Below are 23,417 nucleotides of genomic sequence, written 5' to 3' on the forward strand. Positions count from 1 at the left end.
GGCACGCCGCCAGCGTTCATCCTGAGCCAGGATCAAACTCTCAAATATAATTTAAAAAGTTGTCCATCGCTCAGCTAATCATTATCTGAATATCTGGCTTGGTTTGTTTGTGTTTTAATTCTGTTAAGAATTATGTTTGTTTCTATAAATTAACCTACTGTTTAATTTTCAAAGTTCTTATTGGCTCTTCCTGAGCACATTATTAATATTATCATGCTTTAAATAATACGTCAATATTTTTTTATATTTTTTATTTTTTATTTAGTTCTGATATTTATTATATTAAAATATCAGAACTAAATAAAGAAGTATTCCACTTAGTATTTATTTATATAATCACATTGTTACTACTTTATTGTTTCAACTTCTCTATCTAGTAGTTGTAAATTATAATCTCTTATTAAGTGTATTAACATATCTGCATATATAGGTTCTCCACTTTTGTTTTTCTTAGTACTATATCCTGCATCTTCTAGAGCTTTTGCTTGTGTTGTATAATGAGTAGCTTTAAATAATCCATTTTCACTATACCTTTTATTTTCTACCAAAAATTTACCTTGGTCTTTTATAGAATCCTCAATAGAATTATACACTCTAAAAGATGCTACTATTCTATCATTATAGTTTTCTCCAGTAGATACCTCTACTCTCTTTCCATTCCATCTTTGATCTGCTTTTATTCCAAATATATTATTACTTTCTTTAGTTAAGGAAGATTGCCCCCAGCCTGATTCTAAAATAGCCTGCGCTGTTGTAATTGAAGGTAGTATTCCATATTCATAATAATTTGCCTTAGATTTTTCAGATATATTTTTTAGAAAGTTTATTTTTTCTTTTTGATTTTCAATATTTGCTCCACCCAGAGATGTATTTTTTAAATCTTCCAAGTACATATTTGCATTATTCTTTTCTACTTTATCAAAACCTATTTCATCTAATACCTTATCAAATGTTTTCAATTTATAAACTGCTACGCCATCTTTATTTTCTTCTTTTACAATGAATTTTTTACCTACATCGATTACTTCTTTTTTCTTTATACTAGTTAAGTCTTTATTGTACTTTACCATATCTATTGCTAATAGTTCCTTCCAACTAAGTTGTGCTTTTCCTTCTCCTATTTCATCAGCTATGTTCATATAAAACTCAATTGTATTCCCCGAAATATTTTTACCTTTATATAAATCTTCAACATACTTAGTTATACTTACTAATGCTACTATACTTACTGTTATAGCTATAAAAATTCCAACCTTATTTAAACTGCTCTTCATTATATTTCTATATTTTTTTTTACCTAAATGTTTAATTTTCTTTTTCCCCATACACCTTCTCCAGTATTTTTATTTTCTATACTTCTTAATTATATAATTATTTACTAAGTTACAGTAATAAAATTCATATAATTTTGTACTTAATTTACAAAAAAAAGTAGGCTTGTGCCTACTTTGATTTTAATTCTATCCAAGCTCTATCGTATAGTTTTATATCACTTCCTAAGTCTACAAAGCTTTCTGCTTTTTTTATAACAGCTTCTGAAGGATATGCAACTGGATTAGAAGTTATTTCTTCATCTAATAAATCTAGAGCTCCTGTATTAGGAGTTGAGTAACCTATATACTCAGTATTTGTTTTTGCCACTTCTGGATCTAATAAGAAGTTAATAAACATTTCAGCCTCTTTTTTATTTTGAGCTGTTTTTGGTATAGCCATAGCATCTACCCATTTATTAGTTCCTTCTTTAGGTATAACATAAGACAAGTTAGGATTTTCTTCCATTAAAGTAACTGCATCACCTGAATAAATTATACCCATTACAACTTCTTCTGCTAAAAGTCTATCTTTACCTTCATCATTTACATATGCTAACACTAAATCCTTTTGTTTTTCTAAAAGTTCTTTAGCTTCATTTATTTCTTTAGGATTAGTAGAATTCAAGCTATATCCTAAGTCTTTCAAAGCTATTCCCATAGTATCTCTAACTGAGTCAAACATCATTATACTTCCCTTATATTTAGGGTTCCATAATATATCCCAACTATCTACAGGTTCTTTTACCATTTTTTTATTATATAATATACCAAAAGTTCCCCAATAATAAGGTACACTATACTCATTCTTCTTATCATATATAGGATTCATAAAACTTTCATCTATATACTTCATGTTTGGTATATTTTTAAAATCTATCTTTTGAAGAAGATCTTCATTTTTCATTTTTTCTACCATATAGTCTGATGGAAAAACTACATCATAATTAGTACTTCCACTTTTAACTTTTTGGTACATCATTTCATTAGTATCGTAAGTTTCATAAAGTACAGATATTCCAGTTTCTTTTTCAAACTTCGCAATAAGATCTTCATCTATATAATCTCCAACATTATATACATTAAGTACTTTTGTTGAATCTGCCGTTTTATTGCATCCTGTTAGCAGCGTAAAACTCATTATACCTATAGTCATCAGTGATATTATTCTTCTTAACTTAGCCATTACTTATCACCTCTTACTATAGATTGTTTTCTATTTGATAATAAAAGCAAGCCTAAAACTACAGCAAACATTATTGTAGATAATGCATTTATTTCAGGCTTTATACCTCTTCTAGCCATACCATATATTTCTATAGACAGATTGCTAACTCCATTTCCTGTATTGAAGAAACTTATTATGAAATCATCTATAGACATAGTGAAGGCAATTAAAAATCCAGATATTATTCCTGGTTTTATTTGAGGTAATATTACTTTTCTAAGTGCATACATTGGTGTTGCTCCTAAGTCCATTGCCGCATCTTCTATGTTCTGCGGTAATTGCTTAAGTTTTGGTAACACTGATAATATTACATAAGGTATATTAAACATTATGTGAGCTAATAGCATAGTTGTAAATCCAAATTCTAAGTTTACAAAAGCAAACAAACTCATTAAAGCTACTGCTGTAACTATATCTGGATTTAAAACTGGAAGGTAGTTAATGTTTAATATTAGTTTTCTACTTTTAGGTCTCATCTTATGTATACCTATTGCACTTATAGTTCCTATAATTGTAGCTATTACAGAGGATAATACTGCAACCACAATTGTATAATACAAAGCACTCATTATACTTTCATTTTGAAGTAATCTTTCATACCACTTAAATGTAAATCCACCCCAACGAGCCATTGATTTAGAATCATTGAATGAAAATACAACTAAAGCAAATATAGGTGCATATAAAAATATAAACACTAAAAATAAATATATATTAGAAAATACTTTCTTCATCTTTAAAATAGTAATCCACCGCCTTCTTTGTCAGATTCATCTTCAAATTTAGACATAACAGCCATAGATATTAATATAACTATCATCATAAATATTGAAACGGCAGATCCAAAGTTCCAATCTCCAACTACTGTGAATTGTTGCTCTATAAGATCTCCTAACAGCATAAACTTCCCTCCGCCTAACAGTCTTGATATTGCAAAAGTAGTAACTGCTGGCATAAATACCATAGTTATTCCAGAGATAACACCTGGAAGACTTAATGGGAAAGTAACTTTAGTAAATACTTGTAAGCTATTTGCGCCTAAATCACGTGCTGCATTTGTTAAATCAACGTCCATTTTTGATAATGATGTATATATCGGAAGTACCATAAATGGTAAGAAGTTATAAACCATTCCAAGTAGTATCGCGCCATTAGTATATAAAATACTTACAGGTTCTACTCCAAAAAATCCTAAAAAAGAGTTTAAAAGTCCATTTTTACCAAGTATAGTTATCCAAGCATAAGTTCTTAAAAGGAAGTTCATCCACATCGGAAGGATGAATAATAATATCAATGTTCCTCTTTTACTTATTGGTGCTTTGGTAATTATATAAGCTACCGGATATCCAACTATTAAACATATTAAAGTGGACAGCCCAGCTAACATAATAGATCTAAAAAATACCTTGAAATATATCGGATCCATTAATTCTTTATAGTTAGCCATGGAAAGTATCTTTTTGCCATCTACTTCTATTGTAAAACTAAAAAATACTACTAGTATCAAAGGGATTACTATAAATAATGCACTCCATATAATATAAGGGTAAGCTAAAATTGATTTCCTTTTCATATTAAGCTCTCTCTTTTCTCATTATATGAATATCTTCTGGATATATATCCATACCTAATTCTGTACCTACTTTAGCATTTTTAGTGTTATGAAGTATCCACTTTCTATTATTTTCAACTACTTCTATTTCGTAGTGGACTCCCTTAAATACTGTAGATGTAACTATTCCCTTTAACATACCTTCTTGCAGATCAACCATTTTTATATCTTCTGGCCTTATTACAACCTCTATATCTTCACTTTTTTCAAAGCCTTTATCTACACAATCAAACATTTCACTACAAAACTCAACTTTGTAGTCTTCTAACATTACTCCATCAAATATATTACTTTCTCCAATAAATCTAGCTACGAAAGAGTTTTTAGGTTCATTGTATATATCTTCGGGACTTCCCATTTGTTGAATTTTACCTTTATTCATTACTATTATAGTATCTGACATACTTAAAGCTTCCTCTTGATCATGAGTTACAAATATAAATGTTATGCCAAGTTTTTGTTGCATTCTCTTTAGCTCAACTTGCATCTCTTGTCTTAATTTTAAATCTAAGGCTCCTAGTGGCTCATCAAGTAAGAGAACCTTTGGCTCATTAACTAATGCTCTAGCTATTGCTATTCTTTGTTGTTGGCCTCCACTTAAAGACTCAACTTTTCTATTTTCATGACCTTCTAGAGCAACCAATCTCAACATTTCTCTAACTTTTATATCTATTTGATCTTTAGGCATTTTTTTTATTTTTAATCCAAATGCAATATTTTCATATACATTCATATGTGGAAATAATGCATATTTTTGGAATACTGTATTTACTGGTCTTTGGTATGGTTGAAGGTTATTCATTTCCTTTTCTTCAAATAAAACTTTACCTTCATCTGCATATTCAAATCCTGCTATTATTTTTAAAGTAGTCGTTTTACCACAACCACTTGGTCCTAGTAATGTTAAAAATTCATTTTTCTTTATGTCTAAACTTAGATTATCTAAAACTGTAAGATCTTCATAAGTTTTAGATATATTTTTTAATTCAATTATATTTTCTACCAACTTATTGACACCTCTTTTCTAGAATGACGGCGGAGTACTTACCCAAATCACCTGTGCTGTTGTTTTGCCTGCATTTGATATATAATGATTTGCTCTTGGTGTAAAGTAAAAACTTTCGCCCTTTCTTACTTTATTTTTCTTTTCACCTATATGTAAATATATAGAGCCTGCAAGAACATATCCGAACTCTTCACCTTCATGAGGTTTTTCTTCTTTATATTGCCCACCAGCTTCTAAAGTTATTATTATAGGTTCCATTTCATTCTTTTGTGAATTTGGAATTAACCATTTTAATTTATACTTTAAATCTTCATCTTCAGTTTCAAACATATCGTCTTTAGTGAAGCAAATTCTTTCATCATCAATTTCATTAAAAAACTCCCTTAAATTAGTTCCTAAAATTTCCAATATATCTATAAGGGTCGCAATGGATGGTGATGTTAAATTGTTTTCTAATTGTGATATAAATCCTTTAGACAACTCACATCTATTAGCCAACTCTTCTTGAGTAAGCTGTTTTTCTATTCTCATTCGTTTTATCTTTTCACCTATATCCATAGTCACACCTCCTAATTTTTGTTATTATAACTAAACATATTGTTTAAGATACCTAAACAACAAGACTTATTATATAAAAGTTTATGTTATAATTCAATAGTTTTTGCTATTTTTTTTATTTTTTATTTTTATAGATACACTTTAGTATTTTACACACTTTCTTATGTTTATACTTTGTGAATTGTTTATATTAATATTTATAAAGTTTAGTATGCCTAATTCATATAATTCAACTGGCTTTTTTGATTTATCTTAAAATTTTATTTAATAATATTATTTTTATAAATTTATATTATATATATTTTTTTAATTTTTAATCTTTTATGTGTTATTTTGACTTTTATTTTTTTGTATCTAATACTATATTGAATAATATTTGTGTATAATATACTTATTATATGTGGTATTATATATAAATTACTTAAACAAAATAATACATTGATAAGGAGATGATACATTTTGGTGAAAATAGGAGATTATAACAAACTTGAAGTAAAGAGAGAAACTAGCTTTGGTTTTTTCTTAGATGGTAAAACAAACAATTCTAATGACGATATACTTCTTCACAATAGATTACTAGGTAAAAATAAAATAAACATTGGGGATACAGTAGATGCTTTTATATATATAGATTCAGAAGGAAGACGTACTGCTACTCTAATACCACCTAAAGCTAAAATTGATGAGGTTGCATACCTTAAGGTAGTTTCTCATACTAAAATAGGTAGTTTTATAGATATAGGTCTTCAAAAAGACATCTTAGTTCCTTTTAAAGCTAAAACTTATGATTTAGAAAAAGGAAATAGATATTTATTTTACATATATCTAGATAAGACAGGAAGAATTGCTGCTACTACAGATATAGATATGCATCTTACAACTGACCATGAGTACAATGTTGGAGATAATGTAGAGGGTGTAGTTTACGGATTCCAAACTAATAACTCTGCTATGATATGCGTAGACAATAAATATGCCGGAGTTATACTTCACAATGAATACTTTACTGATTTAAAAATCGGAGATAATCTAAATTTAAATGTTATAAAAATATATGAAGATGAAAAATTAGGGTTAAGTCCTAGACAAGGTAGAAAAGAAGAGTTAGATAGCTTAGAAGTTTCAATAATGAATTACCTTGAAGGCGCTGATGGACATATGAGATTTAATGATAAATCTACTCCTGAAGAAATTTCTACTGTATTTAATTCTAGTAAGAAAAACTTCAAAAGAGCTCTTGGTGTTTTAATGAAAAAAGAATTAATAACTCAAGATGAAACTGGTACACACTTAAAATAATCGTATAAATTAAAGAGGCTAAAATTTTAGCCTCTTTTGTTATTTTTCTACAAATTAAAATTATATTTCCCAAGAAATATGTAGTATTTTCTCATTTACTTTTAATTATATACTCTTCTTAATTGGCAGATTTATTTTTGCTACTTTTGCAATATATACGTTTATTAATGATAATGTTGCTGCTATGAAAAATATGTATTGAGGACCTACATTAGTCCATATATACCCTGCAATAGGTGCAAATGCTATAGTAACAATATGATCTAAACTTATTCCTGTAGATAATGTTTGAGTAATTTCATTTTTATCAACTATAATAGAGTTTAAATATACACTTCTAACCATACCTATTTGCATAGATATTCTGTCGCATACAAACAATGTTCCTGTCAAAATTACTGCTAAATTAACATTTTGAATTTTTCCACTTACTATTACAGCCGAAATAATTCCATAGGCTAAATATACACCTATGAAGCTTATGGCGTCAGCATACATTATTTTTCGTATTCCTAAACTATCAATCCACTTTCCAAGGTATTGAACAAAAAATATACCTATAAATGAGCTTATAATAGTAAGTAATGCTATCGTATCTGCACCTTGAGATAACAACTCTATAAGTACCCAAGGTCCAAAAACTATCATTATTTGTTTCTGAGTACCATTTAATACCGATAACATATAATAGTATTTGTACTCTTTTCTAAAAACAAACTTAACCTTTTCTTTTTTCTTAGGAGAATCTTCTTTTATCCCACTAATATAATATAGACACAAACCAGCAAAAGCTGCAAATACAAATGCAATAAGGAATACTAACTTGATTTTTGAGTTAAAAATAAAAAATCCACTTCTAAACCCTATGAAAATCATTATTCCTGCAACTGTACTAGATGCTGTAGACACAGCCTTATATTGTCCCATTCTTTTTCCTAAGTTTTCATGATTAAATAAAGAAATTCCGATAGCATCTTGAAGTGTCATAAACATGTGCGCCCCTAAAGAATATATAAATAGAAATATTAGCATTACTGGAAAAGATGGTGTGAACAAAGCAAGTATTAGTATTGCAATGGCAATAAGAAATTGCGATATTATTCCGATTCTATAATTCCCTATAAAATATAACACAGAAATTATAAGTAAAGATATTACTCCTGGCAATTCCCTTGGAAATTCTATTATTCCACGTTGAATTGCATTAATATTATAAACCTCTTTAAAATAGTTCGAAAAAATAGTATCACTAAATCCACTCCCTAAAGCAGAAAAAGATACCGCCATAAAAAACAGAAAAATAATTTTTTGATTATTCTTAGTCATAAACTTGCCCCCCCTTTATATACTATCTATTTTAGATATACTTTCTATTTATATCAACAAGATTAAATATTATCTTACTTAATTTACCTAAAGTCTAGTTTAATTGTACGTTAAATTTATGCAAAAAAACGAAACTAGGATAACCCTAATTTCATTTTTAAAAATTTTTTCATAGTTTATTGGTATCTTACACTATACTTAGACATAGTTTTTTTCCTCTAATTCTATCTTTCAACGTACAAGTTTTTATTGGTAGCATTCAGTTTACAATTTGCACCTAATGGTAAGCTTATCATTGGCAAACAATGCCCTGATTTCAAATTATATATACATGGTTTATTAAACTGTTCTACTCTATCTTTTAATAGTTCTCCTAACTCAAAGTCATCTTCATTATCTTTATGACATTTTGAAAAGTCACCAAATATTATTCCTTCACAGTCTGTAAATTTTCCACCTAATGCTAATTGAGTAAGCATTCTATCAATTCTATAAATAGACTCTCCAACCTCTTCTATAAATAAAATTTTGCCTTTAGTATCTATTTCAAATGGTGTTCCCATAGTTGTTATTATTAAAGATAAATTTCCACCTATTAATTTACCTTCACACTTACCTTTTACTATAGTTTTTATTTTTTCATTTTTAGGGTTTTTTATCTCCAAAGTATCTTTTAGATTTATTGCATTTATTAATGATTCATAACTAAAGTCATCCCATTTATAAGAACTCCCCGCCATTATTCCATGAAAAGTAACCAAGTCACATTTTTGATTAAATGCTATATGAAGTGCTGTAATATCTGAAAAGCCTATAAAAATTTTAGGATTCTGTTTTATTATATTATAATCTATTAATTCTAAAATTCTAGGAGTTCCATACCCTCCTCTGATGCATATAATTCCATCTATATCTTTATCCAAAAACATATACTCTATATCTTTTGCTCTTACTTTATCTTCACTTGACAGGTATCCTTTGTAAGAATCATAGCAACTTTTTCCAAACTTAACACTATATCCATAAACTTCTAGTTTTTCTTTAATTTCTTTTAATTCTCTTTCTTTATAAGGACCAGATGGTGCTATTACTCCTAATATACAACCTTTTTTTATTGGTCTTGGAAATACCATTTATCTCACCCCTCTAACTACTGGTTTTTGTCAAAAGTTCTAATATTTATCTGATTAATAATTATAGTAACTCCTTACATGTTGAACTTAACACTACACACCAAATCTATAAATTAGATCAATCTATAGTTAATATACTAAAGTAAAATTATATATATACCTAGCTTTTCAAAGTTCTATGAGTATATCAAGATTAGCTGCTCTTAGTTATTATATCCAGTTAGTAAAAGATAAATATAAGATATGGTCTAATAAAAAAACTGGTTAAAAAATAATTTTAATCTATAAAAAGCAAAAAGAGAGGAAAAATCTCCTCTCTTTTCTTTATACTAATTTAAAATATCATCTTTTAAGTTATATTTAATATTAGCTAGCAAGCTTTTGCTTTTCTTCTTTACGATTTTGAGAATATTCAGCTATAGCTGTGTAAAGAACATCTGTTGAAGAGTTAAGAGCAGTTTCACAAGAGTCTTGTATAACCCCAACTATGAATCCAACACCAACTACTTGCATCGCTATTTCATTTGGTATACCAAATAAACTACAAGCAAGTGGTACTAGTAATAAAGATCCTCCAGCAACTCCAGATGCACCACAAGCACTTACAGCTGCTAATATACTTAGTATTATAGCTGTTGGTAAATCAACAGCTACGCCAACAGTATTTGCTGCAGCTAATGCTAATACTGATATTGTAATTGCTGCTCCACCCATGTTTATAGTAGCTCCAAGTGGTATAGAAACTGAGTAAGTATCTTCATCTAATCCTAATTCTTTACATAATCCCATATTTACTGGTATATTTGCAGCAGAACTACGAGTAAAGAATGCTGTTAAACCACTTTCTCTTAAACATTTGAATACTAATGGATATGGATTTCTTTTCATACCTATAAATGCTATTATTGGATTTACTACTAAAGCAACAAACGCCATACATCCAACTAATAAAACTATTAATTGGCCATAGCTAAATAATGATTCTATACCTGAAGTAGCTATAGTATCAAATACAAGCCCCATTATACCAAATGGTGCAAAGCTTATCACCCATCTAACTACTTGAGATACAGCATCAGATATATTTACTATTATATTTTTAGTAGCTTCGCTTGAATTCTTCAGAGCAAGTCCGAAAACTAATGCCCATGCTAATATACCTATGTAGTTAGCTGTAGCAAGTGATTCTACTGGATTTTTTACAACATTTAATAATAACGTTTTTAAAACTTCTCCTACTCCACCTGGAGGCGTTAAATCCCCTACTCCTGCTGCTGCTGATAATTGTAATTCCATTGGAAATAAGAAACTTCCTACTACGGCAACCATAGCTGCTAAAAATGTTCCTAGAAGGTATAAAACTACAATTGATTTCATATTTGTTTTTTTACCTTCTTTGTGCTGAGATATTGCAGCCATTACTAAGAAGAATACTAGTATCGGAGCTACTCCCTTTAATGCTCCAACAAATAAAGATCCAAACATAGCAATCGGTGTAGCTTGTGGTACTACTAAGGCTAATATTATCCCTATTATTAAGCCCGCAATTATTCTTTTTACTAAACTAATATCATTCCATTTTTTTAATAAGCCGTTCATTATTATCCCCCTTGTTTTTTTGATTTATATTATGAATACATTTCTATGTTAACATTTTTTAACAATTGTTTCAATTGAAAAACGTTTTTTTGTTAATTTTTTTTAATTTATGCATTTTTAAGTTATATTTACGTTAAAAATTTACATTTATTTTATTATTATTATTTAGAAGATGAAGTCATGTTAATAGGCTATATAGATGGAATTAGTCTAGCTTTTTAGCAAGTAAAAGCCGAATTCATAAATTTTATGAATTCGGCTTTAATATTTTCACATTATAGATTTTAATTATATTTTAAATTCACAGCTTTTGCTCTTAATTAAAGTGAAATTTAATTACTTAGTTATAAGCTTTAAATCTACTGGTATAAAGCTTTCTATTTTTTGGCCACTTAACAACTTATGTGCAGCATTTACTGCCACTTCTCCTATTAGCATTGGTTGTTGTGCTACTGTTGCTGCCATTTCACCTGCTTTTACTGCATCTACAGCATCATCTGTAGCATCAAATCCTACTACTAATACATCATTCATCTTTGCATCTTCAAGTGCTTTTTGAGCACCTAGAGCCATTTCATCATTTTGTGCAAATACTGCATCTATATCACCTTTTGATTGAATAATATTTTCCATTACTGAAAGCCCCTTAGTTCTGTCAAAGTCTGCACTTTGTTTAGCTACTGAATTAAATTCACTATTTTTTATTCCATTTTTAAAACCTTGACCTCTATCTCTAGTAGCTGAAGATCCTGCTATACCTTCTAACTCAACTATGTTCCCTTTTCCTCCTAGTTGTTCGATTAAATAACTAGCTGCCATTTCTCCACCTGCTATATTATCAGAAGCTATATGAGATACTACTTCTCCTCCATTAGCTGCTCTATCTACTGTTATTACTGGCAAATCTGAATTATTTGCTATCATAACAGACGCTATTGCTGAGTCTGAATCTACTGGATTAAGTAAAACTATATCAACGTCTTTTACTGTTATATCTTCCATATTTGATACTTCTTTTGCTGGGTCATTTTGTGAATCTAGTACTACTACCTCATACCCTAGTTCTTTAGCTTTTTTTTCAATTCCAATCTTTAAGTCTACGAAGAATGGATTGTTTAAAGTAGATACTATAAAACCTATTTTCTGTATTCCATCATCTTTAGAAGTACATCCTACTAATAAAGTTGAGGAAAGTATTATCGTCATTATTATAGAAAGAAATTTTCTCATGTTTTTCTCCTAGTTATTTTTTCTGTCTAATAGTACAGCTATTAATATAACTATACCTTTTACCATCATTTGATAGTATGATGACACATCTAATATGTTAAGTGCATTGCTAAGTACTCCTATTATTAAAGCACCTATTATTGTTCCACTTATTTTACCTTTACCACCAGCTAACTTTGTACCTCCAAGTACTACTGCTGCTATTGCATCTAGTTCGTACCCTGTACCAGCTGTTGGCTGTGCAGAGTATAATCTAGATGTTATTATTATACCTGCTACTGATGCTAGTATTCCACTTATTGTGTATACCCATATTTTTATTTTATCTGTATTAAGTCCTGATAACTTTGTTGCTTCTTCATTTGAACCTAAAGCATATGTATATCTACCCATTTTAGTATTATTTAATACATAACCGCAAACTAAAAATACTACTATCATTATTATTACTGGTGTAGGTATCCCAAATAAAACTCCTCCACCTATTTTCCCAAATGCTACTGCTAATTCTCCGCTTCCTAATGTTATAGGCTTACCATCTGTAAACACTAATGTTAATCCTCTAAGCACTGTCATTGTAGCAAGTGTTGCGATGAAAGGTTGTAATTTACCTTTTGATATTACAAACCCATTTAAAAATCCTATTGCTCCACCTATTACTATTGATATAACTACTGCAATTATCATATTTTGTCCACTTACAAGAAGGCTAGCACATACAGCTCCACTTATTGCAAGTATTGAACCTACTGATAAATCTATTCCTCCAGTAAGTATTACAAAGGTCATCCCTGCTGCTATTATTGCATTTATTGATGTTTGTCTTAATATATTTAATATATTTTTAGTGCTTAAAAATGCTGGGTTTAATATTGCTACTACTGCTATTAATAATACTAATCCAACTAAGCTTTTGTATTTTACTAATAATTCTTTAAAATTTATTTTTTCGTTCTTTGTATGTTGTATACATTCAGGTGTCATTATATTGCCTCCTTAGTTTCCACTGCACATTTTAATATCGCTTCTTGACTTGCATCTTTTATATCAAATTCCCCAGTTAATCTACCTTGACTAAGTACTAATATTCTATCACTTAACCCTAGTATTTCAGGCATTTCTGAAGATATCATAATTACTGCTTTACCTTGTGATTTAAAATCATTTATTAAATCATATATTTCTTTTTTAGCTCCAACATCTACCCCTCTAGTAGGCTCATCTAGTATTAAAAGTTCTGGATGAGTCATTAGTGCTTTTGCTATTGCTACTTTTTGCTGATTACCACCACTTAGGTTTCTTATTAATTGATTTTCACTTGGTGTTTTTATGTTGATTCTATCTATATATTCTTTTACTCTTTTAGTTTCTTTATTTTTGTTTATTTTAAATATTGATGATACTCTATCCAGTGATGATATTGTCATATTTTCCTTTATAGATAAATCAAGTATCAGCCCTTCACCTTTTCTATCTTCACTAACATATGCTATTCTATTTTTTAGCCCATCTTGTGAAGTTTTATTGTTGATTTGCTTTCCATTTATATATATACTTCCACTATTTTTTCTTAAATGTCCATATATAGTTTTTGCAAGTTCCGTTCTTCCTGCCCCCATCAATCCTGATATACCTAAAATCTCCCCACCCTTTACTTCAAAACTTATATCTTCTACATATTTATTAGATAAGTTTTCTACTTTTAACACTGCTTCTTTCTTTTTTACTTCTAGTCTTGGAAATTGATCCGTTAGTTTTCTACCTACCATCATTTCTATCATTTTATCTTCGTCTATATTTGCTATAGTTTCACTACCTACATATTTACCATCTCTAAGTACAGTTAAGTACTCACAAACTTCAAATATTTCCCTTAATCTATGTGATATATAAACTATAGCTTTTCCTTCAGATTTCAGTTCATTTATTACTTTAAATAAACTTTTACATTCTTTATCTGTAAGTGCATCTGTAGGCTCATCCATTATTATTATCTTTGCATCTAATGATAGGGCTTTCGCTATTTCTACCATTTGTTGCTCACCTACGCTTAAGTTTTCAACTAATTCTTTTGAACTAGTTGCTACGTTTAATTTCTTTAGCAATTTATCGCTATCTGCATAAAGTTTATCAAAATCTATTCTAAATCCCTTTTTAGGTTCTCTTCCTAGGAATATATTTTCGGCTATACTTAAGTCTTTTAGTAAGTTTAGCTCTTGATGTATTATTGCAATTCCTTTATCCGCTGCATCTTTTGGTCCTTTTATATCTTCTTCGATTCCCCTATAGTAGATTTTCCCCGAATTTTTTTTATAAACTCCACTTAATATTTTCATAAGTGTAGATTTACCAGCTCCATTTTCTCCCATTAGAGCCATTACCTTCCCCTCATAAAGTTCTAAGTTTACACCGTCTAGAGCTTTAACACCTGGGAATTCTTTTACTATATGTTCCATTTTCAAAATAGGTGTTTTCATTAGTCTTACCCCCTAAAACTTTCTACATCTTTTAATGTCGGTAATGAACTTTGTGCTCCTTCTTTCATTACTGAAAGCGCTCCTACCTTTGATGCAAAATCCATTGCTTCTACTACATCTTTATTATTTGCAAATGCTACTGATAATGCTCCTGTATAACTATCACCTGCCGCTGTAGTATCTATAGCTTCTACTTTGTATGCTTTTTTTAGTATAGTTTTTTCTTTGTTTATATATAAGCTTCCTTTTGAACCTAATGTTACTATAAGTTCTTTTACACCTTTATCTATCATTATTTGTGCTGCTCTTTTTATATCATCTTCGTTGTTTATTTGTATACCACTTAGTATTTCAAGTTCTGTTTCATTTGGTGTTAATAAATCAACATTTTCTATTACTGCATCTTCTAATACTACTGCTGGTGCTGGGTTTAATATTGTATATTTTCCAGCTTCCTTAGCTTTCTTTAAGCTATACTTTATAGTTTCAAGTGGTGTTTCTAGTTGAACTACTACTATATCACTATTTAATATAGCTTCTATATCACTATCTATATCTTCAACTGCTACTTTAAAGTTAGCTCCTGGAGCTACTACTATGCTATTTTCGGCATTATTATCTACTGTTATAAGGGCTACACCAGTTGGACCATCTTCTATTCCTATGTATTTCGTATCTACATTGTCATTTTTAAGTGCCTTTATTAAAGTTTGACCAAATCCATCATTTCCAACTTTACCTATCATAGATACATTTCCACCAAGTCTTGCCATAGCTACTGCTTGATTAGCACCTTTTCCTCCTGGTACTTCTTTAAAATCACTACCTATTATAGTTTGCCCACCCTTTGGCATTGCATCTACTTTTACTACTAAATCCATATTTAAGCTACCTATAACACATATCTTTTTCACAGTATTCCTCCTATTTATTTAAAATATATATATATTAATTCATTTTATTTATCATTTTACTTTTTATAGAGTATCATATTTGTTTATTTAGTGCAACACATTGATCTATTTAATGTCATATTTTGTAGTTATTTATGATACACAAAAGGGACTATATGTATTTTATTTACATATAATCCCTTTTGTATGATAAACATTTGAGCCTACATATATACGGCTTTCTTTTCTATATTTTCTTCATCTACATTTACTCTTTTATGTGATTTTACTTCTCTAATTATTAATATTGTGGTTACAACACAAGACACTATATCTGCTATTGGTTGAGCAAACCAAACACCATTTAATCCAAAATATTTAGGTAAAAATAACATCATTGGAACTAATAGTATTACCTGTCTAAGTAAACTTAAGAACATTGCTTGCTTGGCTTTACCTATTGATTGTATATAGTTTGACCCTATCATAGATATACCTATTAATGGCATCATGCTTAAATATTTTCTAATTCCATCTACTGATATGCTTACTAGTTCAGCATCACTGTTAAACATACTTACTAGCTGCACTGGGAATACTTGAACTATTAACCATCCTACACTTAATCCTAATGTAGCATATACTATACATAATTTAAGAGTTTTTTCTGCTCTATCATACTTTTGGCATCCATAGTTAAAGCCTACTATAGGTTGAGCTCCTTGACTTATACCTATTACCGGCATTCCTACCATCATTATTATAGAGTTTATAGTAGCCATAGCTCCTATTGCTAAATCTCCACCATAAGTTCTTAATGAATTGTTACATATTATTTGAACACAACTTGCTGCTATTTGCATAGCAAATGGAGCCGACCCTATAGCTACAATAGCCATTATTAAAGACTTGTCTAATTTTAAGTTAGATTTTTTAAACTTTAAGTTAGACTTTCCTTTTAAATAGTAAGATAATCCCCAAATTGCAGTTATAAATTGAGATGTAATAGTAGCAAGTGCTGCACCTTGTATACCCATATTAAATCCAAATATAAATATAGCATCTAGTATAATATTAGCTATACATCCAACTACCATTATTGTAGCAGAAAGCTTTGGATTCCCATCCCCTCTTATGATGTGGTTAAAAGAAAATCCTATTAAGTTAAATATACTTCCTAATAATATTATGTTTATATATGCTTTTGCATATTGTAAACTACCTTCACTCGCACCAAATAATTGTAGTATTTGATCACCAAAAACTAATCCTATTACTGTTATTATTAAACCTATTCCTATAATTAAAGTTATTGCATTCCCAATTAGCTTTTCTGCTTCGTCTCTTTTACCTTGTCCTAGTTTTATAGATATATTAGTAGACGTTCCTATACCTATAAGCATTCCAAATGCTAAAATTATGGTCATTATTGGCATAGTAACACCTAACCCAGTTATAGCAAGTGGTCCAACCCCTGGAATATTTCCTATAAATATCCTATCTACTACATTGTATAATCCATTTACCATCATACCAACTATTGCTGGTAATGAATATTTAAGTAATAATTTTCCTACCGGCTCTGTTCCTAAAATTTGTTGATTATTTTCCATCCATACCCTCCTATTTTATATTTTGATTTATACATATTTTTTTTAGCACGTTGACTAAAGTATCTCTTTCTTCTTGTGTGATATTTTTTGATATTATGCTATCCCAATCTTGTAAAACTTCATATACACCTGATTTTATTTCTTTAGATTTGTCTGTTAGATATATTTTATAGGCTCTTTTGTCTTGTTCATCCTTTAGTCTAATTAAAAAACTTTCTTCTTCTAGCTTTTTTATAGCCCTAGCAGTAGTACCTTTATCTATGTTTAAATTTTCAGATAATTCTTCTTGGCAAATTCCATCTTTATTATATAACTGAAGTAAAAACATTATTTGTCCTGAACCAATTCCGTATTGTGAAAGTTCTTTAGTTATGAAAGAATTTCCTTTTCTATAGAGTTGAGATACATACTTACCAATAGGCTCATTTATCTTATTATTCATCCTTTACCTCCTTAAATACAGTTATTTAACAACTATACTATATTAGTTGCGTGCCCAACTAATATAGTATAGTACATTTAAGTTGCGCTTGCAACTTTTTTGAATAATATATACAGATTAATCTTATTTAAATAATAATTTAAATTCAATTTATAAACTAAGTTTTGTATATAATTTAATGTTTTTTGTTGAATTTTAGAAATTAATGGTGTTTTAATCTATTTTTTAGAAAAATTTCATTGTTTTTGTCAACGTTATCCTGTACAATTTAGACGAAGATATATTCATTATACTTAAGGGGGCTAAAATATGAATTTAAAAAAGTTATTATCTATGGGTATTATTTTATCAGTAACAACTTCTGCTTTAGTTGGATGTAGTTCAAGTAAAGAAGATGCTGGTGCAAAAGATGATGCATCTAATCCATTAAAAGTTACATTAGTTTCAGATCTTGGTGGAATAAACGATGAATCCTTCAATCAAAGTGCATGGGAAGGACTAAAAAAAGCTAAGGATGAATTAGGAGTAGATGTTCAAGTTATAGAGTCAAAACAAACAGCAGATTATGTTCCAAATGTAGAAAGTGCAGTAGATGAAGGTTCTGATCTAGTAATCGGAGTAGGTTTCCAAATGGAGGCTGCAATAAAAGATGCTGCAATAAACTACCCTGATACAAAATTTGCAATAATAGATTTTGAGTATGGTGATGAACAACCTGAAAATGTAAACTCAATAATGTTCAAAGCTGAAGAAGCTGCTTACTTAGCTGGCTTAATCGCTAGTCAAAAAAGTGAAACTGGCACAGTAGGATTTATAGGTGGGACAAAAGTTCCAATTATAGAAACTTTTGAATACGGATATCTAGCTGGTGCTGAAGCTGGTGGCTCTTCTAAGGTTTTAAGACAATATGCAGATACTTATGCTGATGCTTCTAAAGGTAAAGCTATAGCTAATCAAATGTACTCTAACAATGCGGATGTAATCTTCTGTGCTGCTGGTAGTACTGGTCTTGGAGCTATAGAATCTGCCAAGGAAAATAATAAAATGGCTATAGGTGTTGATAAAGATCAAAATGCTCTAGCTCCAGAAAATGTAATCACTTCTGCTATGAAAAGAGTTGATACTGCTGTTTTAAACACTATTAATGATTTAGTAAACAATAAGTTTAAAGGCGGAGAAGTAAGTGTATTTGGTTTAGCTGAAGATGCTGTTGGTATAGCTCCAACTACTTCAAAAAATGTTGACCCTGAAATTTTAAAGTTAGTTGAAGAACATGCCGAGAAAATTAAAAAGGGAGAAATAAAAGTACCTAAAACTGAAGATGAATATAAAAAGTTCAAACAACAATAGACTTTTGCTTTTAAATTATAATTGCTAAAATATTGTATTAAATTATGATATAATAAGAAAAGCTTTCCTCCTAAATAGTAGTAAATGCTATTTGGTAGGAAAGTAAATAAAAACATTCAACAAGGAGATACATAAATATGGGATTAACACCACACAATAATGCAAATTTAGGAGACATAGCTGAAACTGTCTTACTACCAGGAGACCCTTTAAGAGCTAAATTTATAGCTGAAAACTTTTTAGAAGATGCTGTACAGTACAACACAGTTAGAGGAATGTACGGATATACTGGTTACTACAAAGGAAAGAGAATTTCAGTTCAAGGAAGTGGAATGGGTGCACCATCTATGGGAATATACTCTTATGAACTAATACATTTCTATGGAGTTAAAAACCTTATAAGAATAGGTTCTGCTGGAGCTATTCATCCTGATTTAAAAATAAAAGATCTAGTAATAGCAATGGGAGCATGTACAGATTCTAATTACGCTTCTCAATACAATTTACCTGGAACTTTTGCACCAATAGCTAGCTTTGACTTAGTTCAAAAAGCTTACAATGTAGCAAAAGAAAAGGATATAACTGCTGTAGTTGGAAATATCTTATCAAGTGATGTATTCTACAACGATGGTGGATTAGATGCACTAAAAACATGGAGCAAAATGAATGTATTAGCTGTTGAAATGGAAGCTTCTGCTCTATACATGAATGCTGCTAGAGCTGGTGTTAATGCACTTTGTATATTAACAATATCAGATCTACCTCTTGAAGGAGTAGCTACTACTGCTGAAGAAAGACAAACTGCTTTCACTAAGATGATGGAAGTAGCATTAGAAATAGCATAAAAAATCAATCCTACAGAGTTAGGATTAAATTATCACTAATAGCCTATATCTTATGTATTAGATATAGGCTATTAAATATTTATAAGATTATTTTGTTTTTGTTCCAATAATAATCTTTGCTCTAGGATATATGTACTTACTTTTAGTTATACTAATATCTAATATACCATTTTCTTTGAAAATATTTATGTACTCATCAATATTTTTCATATCTATAATACAAAGTTTTCCTCCATTTTTTAATACTCTAACAATTTCTAAAAGTGCTTTTTTACGCATACTCTCTTCCAAAATATTGTTAATTACAAAGCTAGATATTATCAAGTCAAAAGTTTTTTCTTCATATGGTATTTTTGTCATATCTCCAGTCCTAATTTTAACTTTATCTATTACACCTTCTATTTTGGCATTAAGTAGAGTGTTTTCTTTACAATTATTAGATAAGTCCTTAGTCCATTTATCTATACCAACTACTTTTCCTTTTATCAATCTTTTTGCTATGCCTATTAAATAAAGACCTTTACCACATCCTGCATCTAATACATACTCGTCACCTTTGATATTTAACATATCTAATACCATATTTACTTCTTTTAATTTACCAAACTTACTGCTTAATAACATCATTATAGAGCTAAAAATAAGTGTAAAAGCTAGTAAGCTAATTATTCCTGTTAGTAATAATCTAAATATAAATATACTATCTTGATAGAATTTAGAAATCCCTATAGCCAATACTATAAATACTACCCCTACAATAATTCTATTTCTAATAATTTCAGGGGCATCTATTCCATAGTTTAATTTATTTTTCATAGTTTTCTACCTTTCTAAAAATACTTGTACTATTTATTGTTGCCTATTATTTATAGGTCTATTTAATTTTATTTAATAAATCTTTTATTCATTTTTTTCCTAAATAAAATAAGAGAGATTTATAAAAACCTCTCTCATTTTTGTGATTTTGTCGTTTAATTTAATGGTTGGATATTTTGTGATAATTTATTATATATATACCATGTTTTTACTATTTAAAACATTATTTTTAATAATTAAAGTAAAACTTTGTACCTTCCTAAAAATACTTTTAGTAGTAATTGTAGTAAACCTTGCTAATTAATTCTACAGTTTATTTAGTCTATAGCTATTTCCCAAGGTCCTTTTATCATGTAGTTTCTTCCTTCTATTTCAACATAAAGTTTATCTTCATCTGGATATGGAAGTTTAAATTCTACTTCTTCTCCATCTTCTCCTACTGCGCCTCCACTAAGCCCACCTTCAAACCAGTCTTTTGCTTTTGGTGAAGTACTTTTTCCTACAGGAACTATTATACAATGCTCTAGTCTAGTTATATCATTTTGTTCACTATAATGTTTTAATTCTACTTTATATCTATCATCTTCTTTTTCCACACTTATTATTTTTATCTTTTGGTTGCTATCTTTTACTAATTTATCTTTTGATTCTAAAGTTATTTCTTTGTTTATATATACTTTGTCATTATTCTTAGGTATTGGCAACTCAATAATTTGACTACTTGAAGCTCCTTTGAAAAAAGTCGCACTAACTTGAGGAATAACTATTTTAAATGGTTTTTTTAGTCCATTAATATCAAATATAAATTTTTCTTCACTACCAGATATCCCTTGATCGTATCTTCCCTTCACTTCTTTGTTATTTGCATCATATAATGTAACTGCATTTTCTCCATGTTTTTCTAACTCATATTCATCTAAGTATGGGGCTCCATATTTTAAAGAAACATAATTAGAATCTAAATGCTGTAATAAATTTACACTTAATTTGTTCTTTTCTTCATCTACTACTGCTGTAATTGTTATTCCTTTGTTTGTAGTTGTTGGACCTAATTCACTTATATCTTCTACACTTTTAGCTTTATTTAATTTACAATTAAAGTCCAGTTTACTATCATTATCTAAAATCATACTAAATTTTATTTCTTTTTCATTATAAGGCCTATGATACTTAAAGAAATAAGTTCCCATCCATGATATATTCCTGTCCATATACTCTACTTTACCTACACTTGATTCATAACTTTTTAATTTTTTATTGTTGATAGTTAGTTTAGCTTTGTCCTTCGGTAGTTGTCCATTCCCCTCTACCTCTACCATTAAAAACTCTGATTCTTGATTATAATATATATCACTTACCGTTACGATTCTTGAATCTACTGATTTTGTTATTGGTTTTTTTAGTGAATATATTGTGCTATCTATCTTTATAGTACTACCTAAACTCGGTATATAAGTATTTAATGCCTCCTTAGCTGCACCTACTATCGATGGTCCTATCATTACTAACATTGCTATTGAAGCAACCATTGCTATTTTTATTCTTGGTTTTACTTTTTTCTTGTCCAAGCTTTAAAATACTCATTATTCTTAAGATTATCTATACTTATGTAAGCTTGTACTATGGTCTCTTGTATGCAATCTAATGCATCCTCTTCATTTTTAGTTATTGCTATTGCTACTCTATATAAATCTTTTTCACAAATTTTTATCAAATTTGAAAAAGCTGACTTATTACCATTTTTACTTTTCTTTACTAATTTAACTATCTCCATTTATCCCTCCCTTTTCTTTATCTCCTTCTATTCTATACATTAGATAGTTTTTATCCTATAGTTGGTTCTCTAAATTTTTAATTTTTTTCAAAAAAATAACGCCAATAAAAAAATTGGCGCTTAAAAATCTTTATTTTGCATATTTAACTATTATCTCACTTAAAATCGGCGTTGCTTCTTCTGTATTAAGTCTATCATTATAATATTTTGCAAATCTCTCATCACAGACATACATTTGTGCTAAACCTGAATGAGCTTCTGGTGAGTATTTAGGCCATGTAAAATGTAACCATGTTTTGTGTTTTTCAAATACTCTTTTAGCATCTTCTGAGTCTAAGTCTTTTGTTTTTAGAACATTTTCTAAAGCTTCAAACATTTCATCTTCTACTTTTTTCATAGTATTTAACTCATCTTCAGTCATGTTTAAAAACTTTTGGTTAGATTTCTCTATAGTTTCATCACCATATTTTTCTCTAATTTCTTTTCCATATTTAGCTTCATTTTGAGCTATCTTTTCTTTTTTTAATCCTTCAAACTTTTCTTTATTTGACATATCTACCTCTCCTTTTTTATAAGCTATTGTTTTCTCTACTGTTGATATAAGTTGCTCTATCTGATTTTTTTTATCAAGTAATTCTTGATAATGATTTATTAAGGATTGGTAAACGTCAAATTCTGGGCTGGTCATTATTTTTTGTATATCTTCAAGTTTCATGTCCATTGATCTATATAATAAAATTTGTTGTAGTAAATCTACTTCATTTTGGCTGTATATTCTATAGCCTGAAGAATTTACTCTGCAAGGTTTTAATAATCCTATTTCATCATAGTATCTCAATGTTCTAGTACTTATTCCAGCCAAATCAGCAAAGCTTTTTATCGTATATTCCATGTTACCACCTCCTT

At 29.2% G+C, this 23,417-nt stretch carries 22 protein-coding genes; 3 read left to right on the forward strand and 19 right to left on the reverse strand.

The genetic code is table 11. The features are described 5' to 3' along the window. Positions 1-347: 347 nt before the first annotated feature. From ACRC03_RS07100 to ACRC03_RS07125, 6 genes are all read right to left on the reverse strand, one after another. Entirely contained in the window at positions 348-1,325 is a 978-nt protein-coding gene (locus tag ACRC03_RS07100) for a glycoside hydrolase family 73 protein (protein WP_438651864.1), read from the reverse strand. A 118-nt stretch (positions 1,326-1,443) separates the two neighbouring features. Continuing rightward, positions 1,444-2,496 carry an ABC transporter substrate-binding protein gene (locus ACRC03_RS07105; protein ID WP_438651865.1) on the reverse strand — a complete coding sequence of 351 codons (1,053 nt, stop codon included), beginning with the start codon at positions 2,494-2,496 and terminating at the stop codon, positions 1,444-1,446. Next, complete coding sequence (locus ACRC03_RS07110; RefSeq protein ID WP_438651891.1) at positions 2,496-3,170, reverse strand: ABC transporter permease; 675 nt, start codon at positions 3,168-3,170, stop codon at positions 2,496-2,498. The genes ACRC03_RS07105 and ACRC03_RS07110 overlap by 1 nt, the downstream gene beginning before the upstream one ends. A 104-nt stretch (positions 3,171-3,274) precedes the next feature. Next, positions 3,275-4,111, reverse strand: coding sequence for an ABC transporter permease (locus ACRC03_RS07115; RefSeq protein WP_438651866.1), 837 nt, complete (start codon positions 4,109-4,111; stop codon positions 3,275-3,277). 1 nt (position 4,112) lies between these two features. Continuing rightward, the gene (gene potA / locus ACRC03_RS07120; RefSeq protein ID WP_438651867.1) at positions 4,113-5,156 is read right to left on the reverse strand and encodes a spermidine/putrescine ABC transporter ATP-binding protein; all 1,044 of its coding nucleotides are present in this window, start codon (positions 5,154-5,156) and stop codon (positions 4,113-4,115) included. Between the two features lie 18 nt (positions 5,157-5,174). After that, positions 5,175-5,714, reverse strand: a complete 540-nt coding sequence (locus ACRC03_RS07125) for a helix-turn-helix domain-containing protein (RefSeq protein WP_438651868.1) — start codon at positions 5,712-5,714, stop codon at positions 5,175-5,177. Between the two features lie 459 nt (positions 5,715-6,173). Between ACRC03_RS07125 and ACRC03_RS07130 the strand changes: the two genes are divergently transcribed. Next, complete coding sequence (locus ACRC03_RS07130; protein ID WP_438651869.1) at positions 6,174-7,013, forward strand: CvfB family protein; 840 nt, start codon at positions 6,174-6,176, stop codon at positions 7,011-7,013. Positions 7,014-7,118: 105 nt separating this feature from the next. Here ACRC03_RS07130 and ACRC03_RS07135 read toward each other — a convergent pair whose 3' ends face one another. From ACRC03_RS07135 to ACRC03_RS07175, 9 genes are all read right to left on the reverse strand, one after another. After that, the gene (locus tag ACRC03_RS07135; protein ID WP_438651870.1) at positions 7,119-8,339 is read right to left on the reverse strand and encodes an MFS transporter; all 1,221 of its coding nucleotides are present in this window, start codon (positions 8,337-8,339) and stop codon (positions 7,119-7,121) included. A 224-nt stretch (positions 8,340-8,563) separates the two neighbouring features. Continuing rightward, positions 8,564-9,472: a S66 peptidase family protein gene (locus tag ACRC03_RS07140; protein ID WP_438651871.1), complete on the reverse strand. Its 909-nt coding sequence runs from the start codon at positions 9,470-9,472 to the stop codon at positions 8,564-8,566. A 366-nt stretch (positions 9,473-9,838) separates the two neighbouring features. Next, a complete protein-coding gene (sstT, locus tag ACRC03_RS07145; protein ID WP_438651872.1) occupies positions 9,839-11,071 on the reverse strand; it encodes a serine/threonine transporter SstT in 1,233 nt (410 codons plus the stop codon). A 336-nt stretch (positions 11,072-11,407) separates the two neighbouring features. Continuing rightward, positions 11,408-12,301 (reverse strand): ribose ABC transporter substrate-binding protein RbsB, encoded by an 894-nt coding sequence (gene rbsB / locus ACRC03_RS07150; protein WP_438651873.1) that lies wholly within the window; start codon positions 12,299-12,301, stop codon positions 11,408-11,410. 9 nt (positions 12,302-12,310) lie between these two features. After that, the gene (gene rbsC / locus ACRC03_RS07155; protein ID WP_438651874.1) at positions 12,311-13,285 is read right to left on the reverse strand and encodes a ribose ABC transporter permease; all 975 of its coding nucleotides are present in this window, start codon (positions 13,283-13,285) and stop codon (positions 12,311-12,313) included. Further along, on the reverse strand, positions 13,285-14,778 hold the full coding sequence (gene rbsA, locus ACRC03_RS07160) for a ribose ABC transporter ATP-binding protein RbsA (RefSeq protein ID WP_438651875.1): 1,494 nt from the start codon (positions 14,776-14,778) through the stop codon (positions 13,285-13,287). The genes rbsC and rbsA overlap by 1 nt, the downstream gene beginning before the upstream one ends. 5 nt (positions 14,779-14,783) lie before the next feature. Then, a complete protein-coding gene (rbsK, locus tag ACRC03_RS07165) occupies positions 14,784-15,692 on the reverse strand; it encodes a ribokinase (protein ID WP_438651876.1) in 909 nt (302 codons plus the stop codon). A gap of 203 nt (positions 15,693-15,895) precedes the next feature. Next, positions 15,896-17,284: an MATE family efflux transporter gene (locus ACRC03_RS07170; RefSeq protein ID WP_438651877.1), complete on the reverse strand. Its 1,389-nt coding sequence runs from the start codon at positions 17,282-17,284 to the stop codon at positions 15,896-15,898. Positions 17,285-17,294: 10 nt separating this feature from the next. Beyond that, entirely contained in the window at positions 17,295-17,726 is a 432-nt protein-coding gene (locus ACRC03_RS07175) for a MarR family winged helix-turn-helix transcriptional regulator (RefSeq protein WP_438651878.1), read from the reverse strand. Positions 17,727-18,035: 309 nt separating this feature from the next. On the opposite strand from ACRC03_RS07175, the gene ACRC03_RS07180 reads away from it, so the two are divergent. Continuing rightward, entirely contained in the window at positions 18,036-19,076 is a 1,041-nt protein-coding gene (locus ACRC03_RS07180; RefSeq protein WP_438651879.1) for a BMP family lipoprotein, read from the forward strand. 137 nt (positions 19,077-19,213) lie between these two features. Next, complete coding sequence (gene deoD, locus ACRC03_RS07185; RefSeq protein WP_438651880.1) at positions 19,214-19,921, forward strand: purine-nucleoside phosphorylase; 708 nt, start codon at positions 19,214-19,216, stop codon at positions 19,919-19,921. Between the two features lie 87 nt (positions 19,922-20,008). Here deoD and ACRC03_RS07190 read toward each other — a convergent pair whose 3' ends face one another. The 4 genes from ACRC03_RS07190 to ACRC03_RS07205 all read right to left on the reverse strand — a co-directional run bounded on the left by ACRC03_RS07190 (position 20,009) and on the right by ACRC03_RS07205 (position 23,403). Further along, positions 20,009-20,737, reverse strand: a complete 729-nt coding sequence (locus ACRC03_RS07190) for a class I SAM-dependent methyltransferase (protein WP_438651881.1) — start codon at positions 20,735-20,737, stop codon at positions 20,009-20,011. 317 nt (positions 20,738-21,054) lie between these two features. Then, a complete protein-coding gene (locus ACRC03_RS07195) occupies positions 21,055-22,305 on the reverse strand; it encodes a hypothetical protein (RefSeq protein ID WP_438651882.1) in 1,251 nt (416 codons plus the stop codon). Next, positions 22,287-22,511, reverse strand: coding sequence for a sigma factor (locus tag ACRC03_RS07200; protein ID WP_438651883.1), 225 nt, complete (start codon positions 22,509-22,511; stop codon positions 22,287-22,289). The genes ACRC03_RS07195 and ACRC03_RS07200 overlap by 19 nt, the downstream gene beginning before the upstream one ends. Before the next feature lie 130 nt (positions 22,512-22,641). Beyond that, positions 22,642-23,403, reverse strand: a complete 762-nt coding sequence (locus ACRC03_RS07205; RefSeq protein WP_438651884.1) for a MerR family transcriptional regulator — start codon at positions 23,401-23,403, stop codon at positions 22,642-22,644. Positions 23,404-23,417: the final 14 nt, after the last annotated feature.

This window comes from Romboutsia sp. (genome assembly GCF_051659545.1).
Classification (GTDB): Bacteria; Bacillota; Clostridia; order Peptostreptococcales; family Peptostreptococcaceae; genus JBOFOR01.

Bases quoted from the DNA above. Each gene is read 5' to 3' on its own strand.
- ACRC03_RS07100 (WP_438651864.1), bottom strand. From the start codon at position 1,325: ATGGGGAAAAAGAAAATTAAACATTTAGGTAAAAAAAAATATAGAAAT.
- ACRC03_RS07105 (WP_438651865.1), bottom strand. From the start codon at position 2,496: ATGGCTAAGTTAAGAAGAATAATATCACTGATGACTATAGGTATAATG.
- ACRC03_RS07110 (WP_438651891.1), bottom strand. From the start codon at position 3,170: ATGGCTCGTTGGGGTGGATTTACATTTAAGTGGTATGAAAGATTACTT.
- ACRC03_RS07115 (WP_438651866.1), bottom strand. From the start codon at position 4,111: ATGAAAAGGAAATCAATTTTAGCTTACCCTTATATTATATGGAGTGCA.
- ACRC03_RS07125 (WP_438651868.1), bottom strand. From the start codon at position 5,714: ATGGATATAGGTGAAAAGATAAAACGAATGAGAATAGAAAAACAGCTT.
- ACRC03_RS07135 (WP_438651870.1), bottom strand. From the start codon at position 8,339: ATGACTAAGAATAATCAAAAAATTATTTTTCTGTTTTTTATGGCGGTA.
- ACRC03_RS07140 (WP_438651871.1), bottom strand. From the start codon at position 9,472: ATGGTATTTCCAAGACCAATAAAAAAAGGTTGTATATTAGGAGTAATA.
- sstT (WP_438651872.1), bottom strand. From the start codon at position 11,071: ATGAACGGCTTATTAAAAAAATGGAATGATATTAGTTTAGTAAAAAGA.
- rbsB (WP_438651873.1), bottom strand. From the start codon at position 12,301: ATGAGAAAATTTCTTTCTATAATAATGACGATAATACTTTCCTCAACT.
- rbsC (WP_438651874.1), bottom strand. From the start codon at position 13,285: ATGACACCTGAATGTATACAACATACAAAGAACGAAAAAATAAATTTT.
- rbsA (WP_438651875.1), bottom strand. From the start codon at position 14,778: ATGAAAACACCTATTTTGAAAATGGAACATATAGTAAAAGAATTCCCA.
- ACRC03_RS07170 (WP_438651877.1), bottom strand. From the start codon at position 17,284: ATGGAAAATAATCAACAAATTTTAGGAACAGAGCCGGTAGGAAAATTA.
- ACRC03_RS07175 (WP_438651878.1), bottom strand. From the start codon at position 17,726: ATGAATAATAAGATAAATGAGCCTATTGGTAAGTATGTATCTCAACTC.
- ACRC03_RS07180 (WP_438651879.1), top strand. From the start codon at position 18,036: ATGAATTTAAAAAAGTTATTATCTATGGGTATTATTTTATCAGTAACA.
- deoD (WP_438651880.1), top strand. From the start codon at position 19,214: ATGGGATTAACACCACACAATAATGCAAATTTAGGAGACATAGCTGAA.
- ACRC03_RS07190 (WP_438651881.1), bottom strand. From the start codon at position 20,737: ATGAAAAATAAATTAAACTATGGAATAGATGCCCCTGAAATTATTAGA.
- ACRC03_RS07200 (WP_438651883.1), bottom strand. From the start codon at position 22,511: ATGGAGATAGTTAAATTAGTAAAGAAAAGTAAAAATGGTAATAAGTCA.
- ACRC03_RS07205 (WP_438651884.1), bottom strand. From the start codon at position 23,403: ATGGAATATACGATAAAAAGCTTTGCTGATTTGGCTGGAATAAGTACT.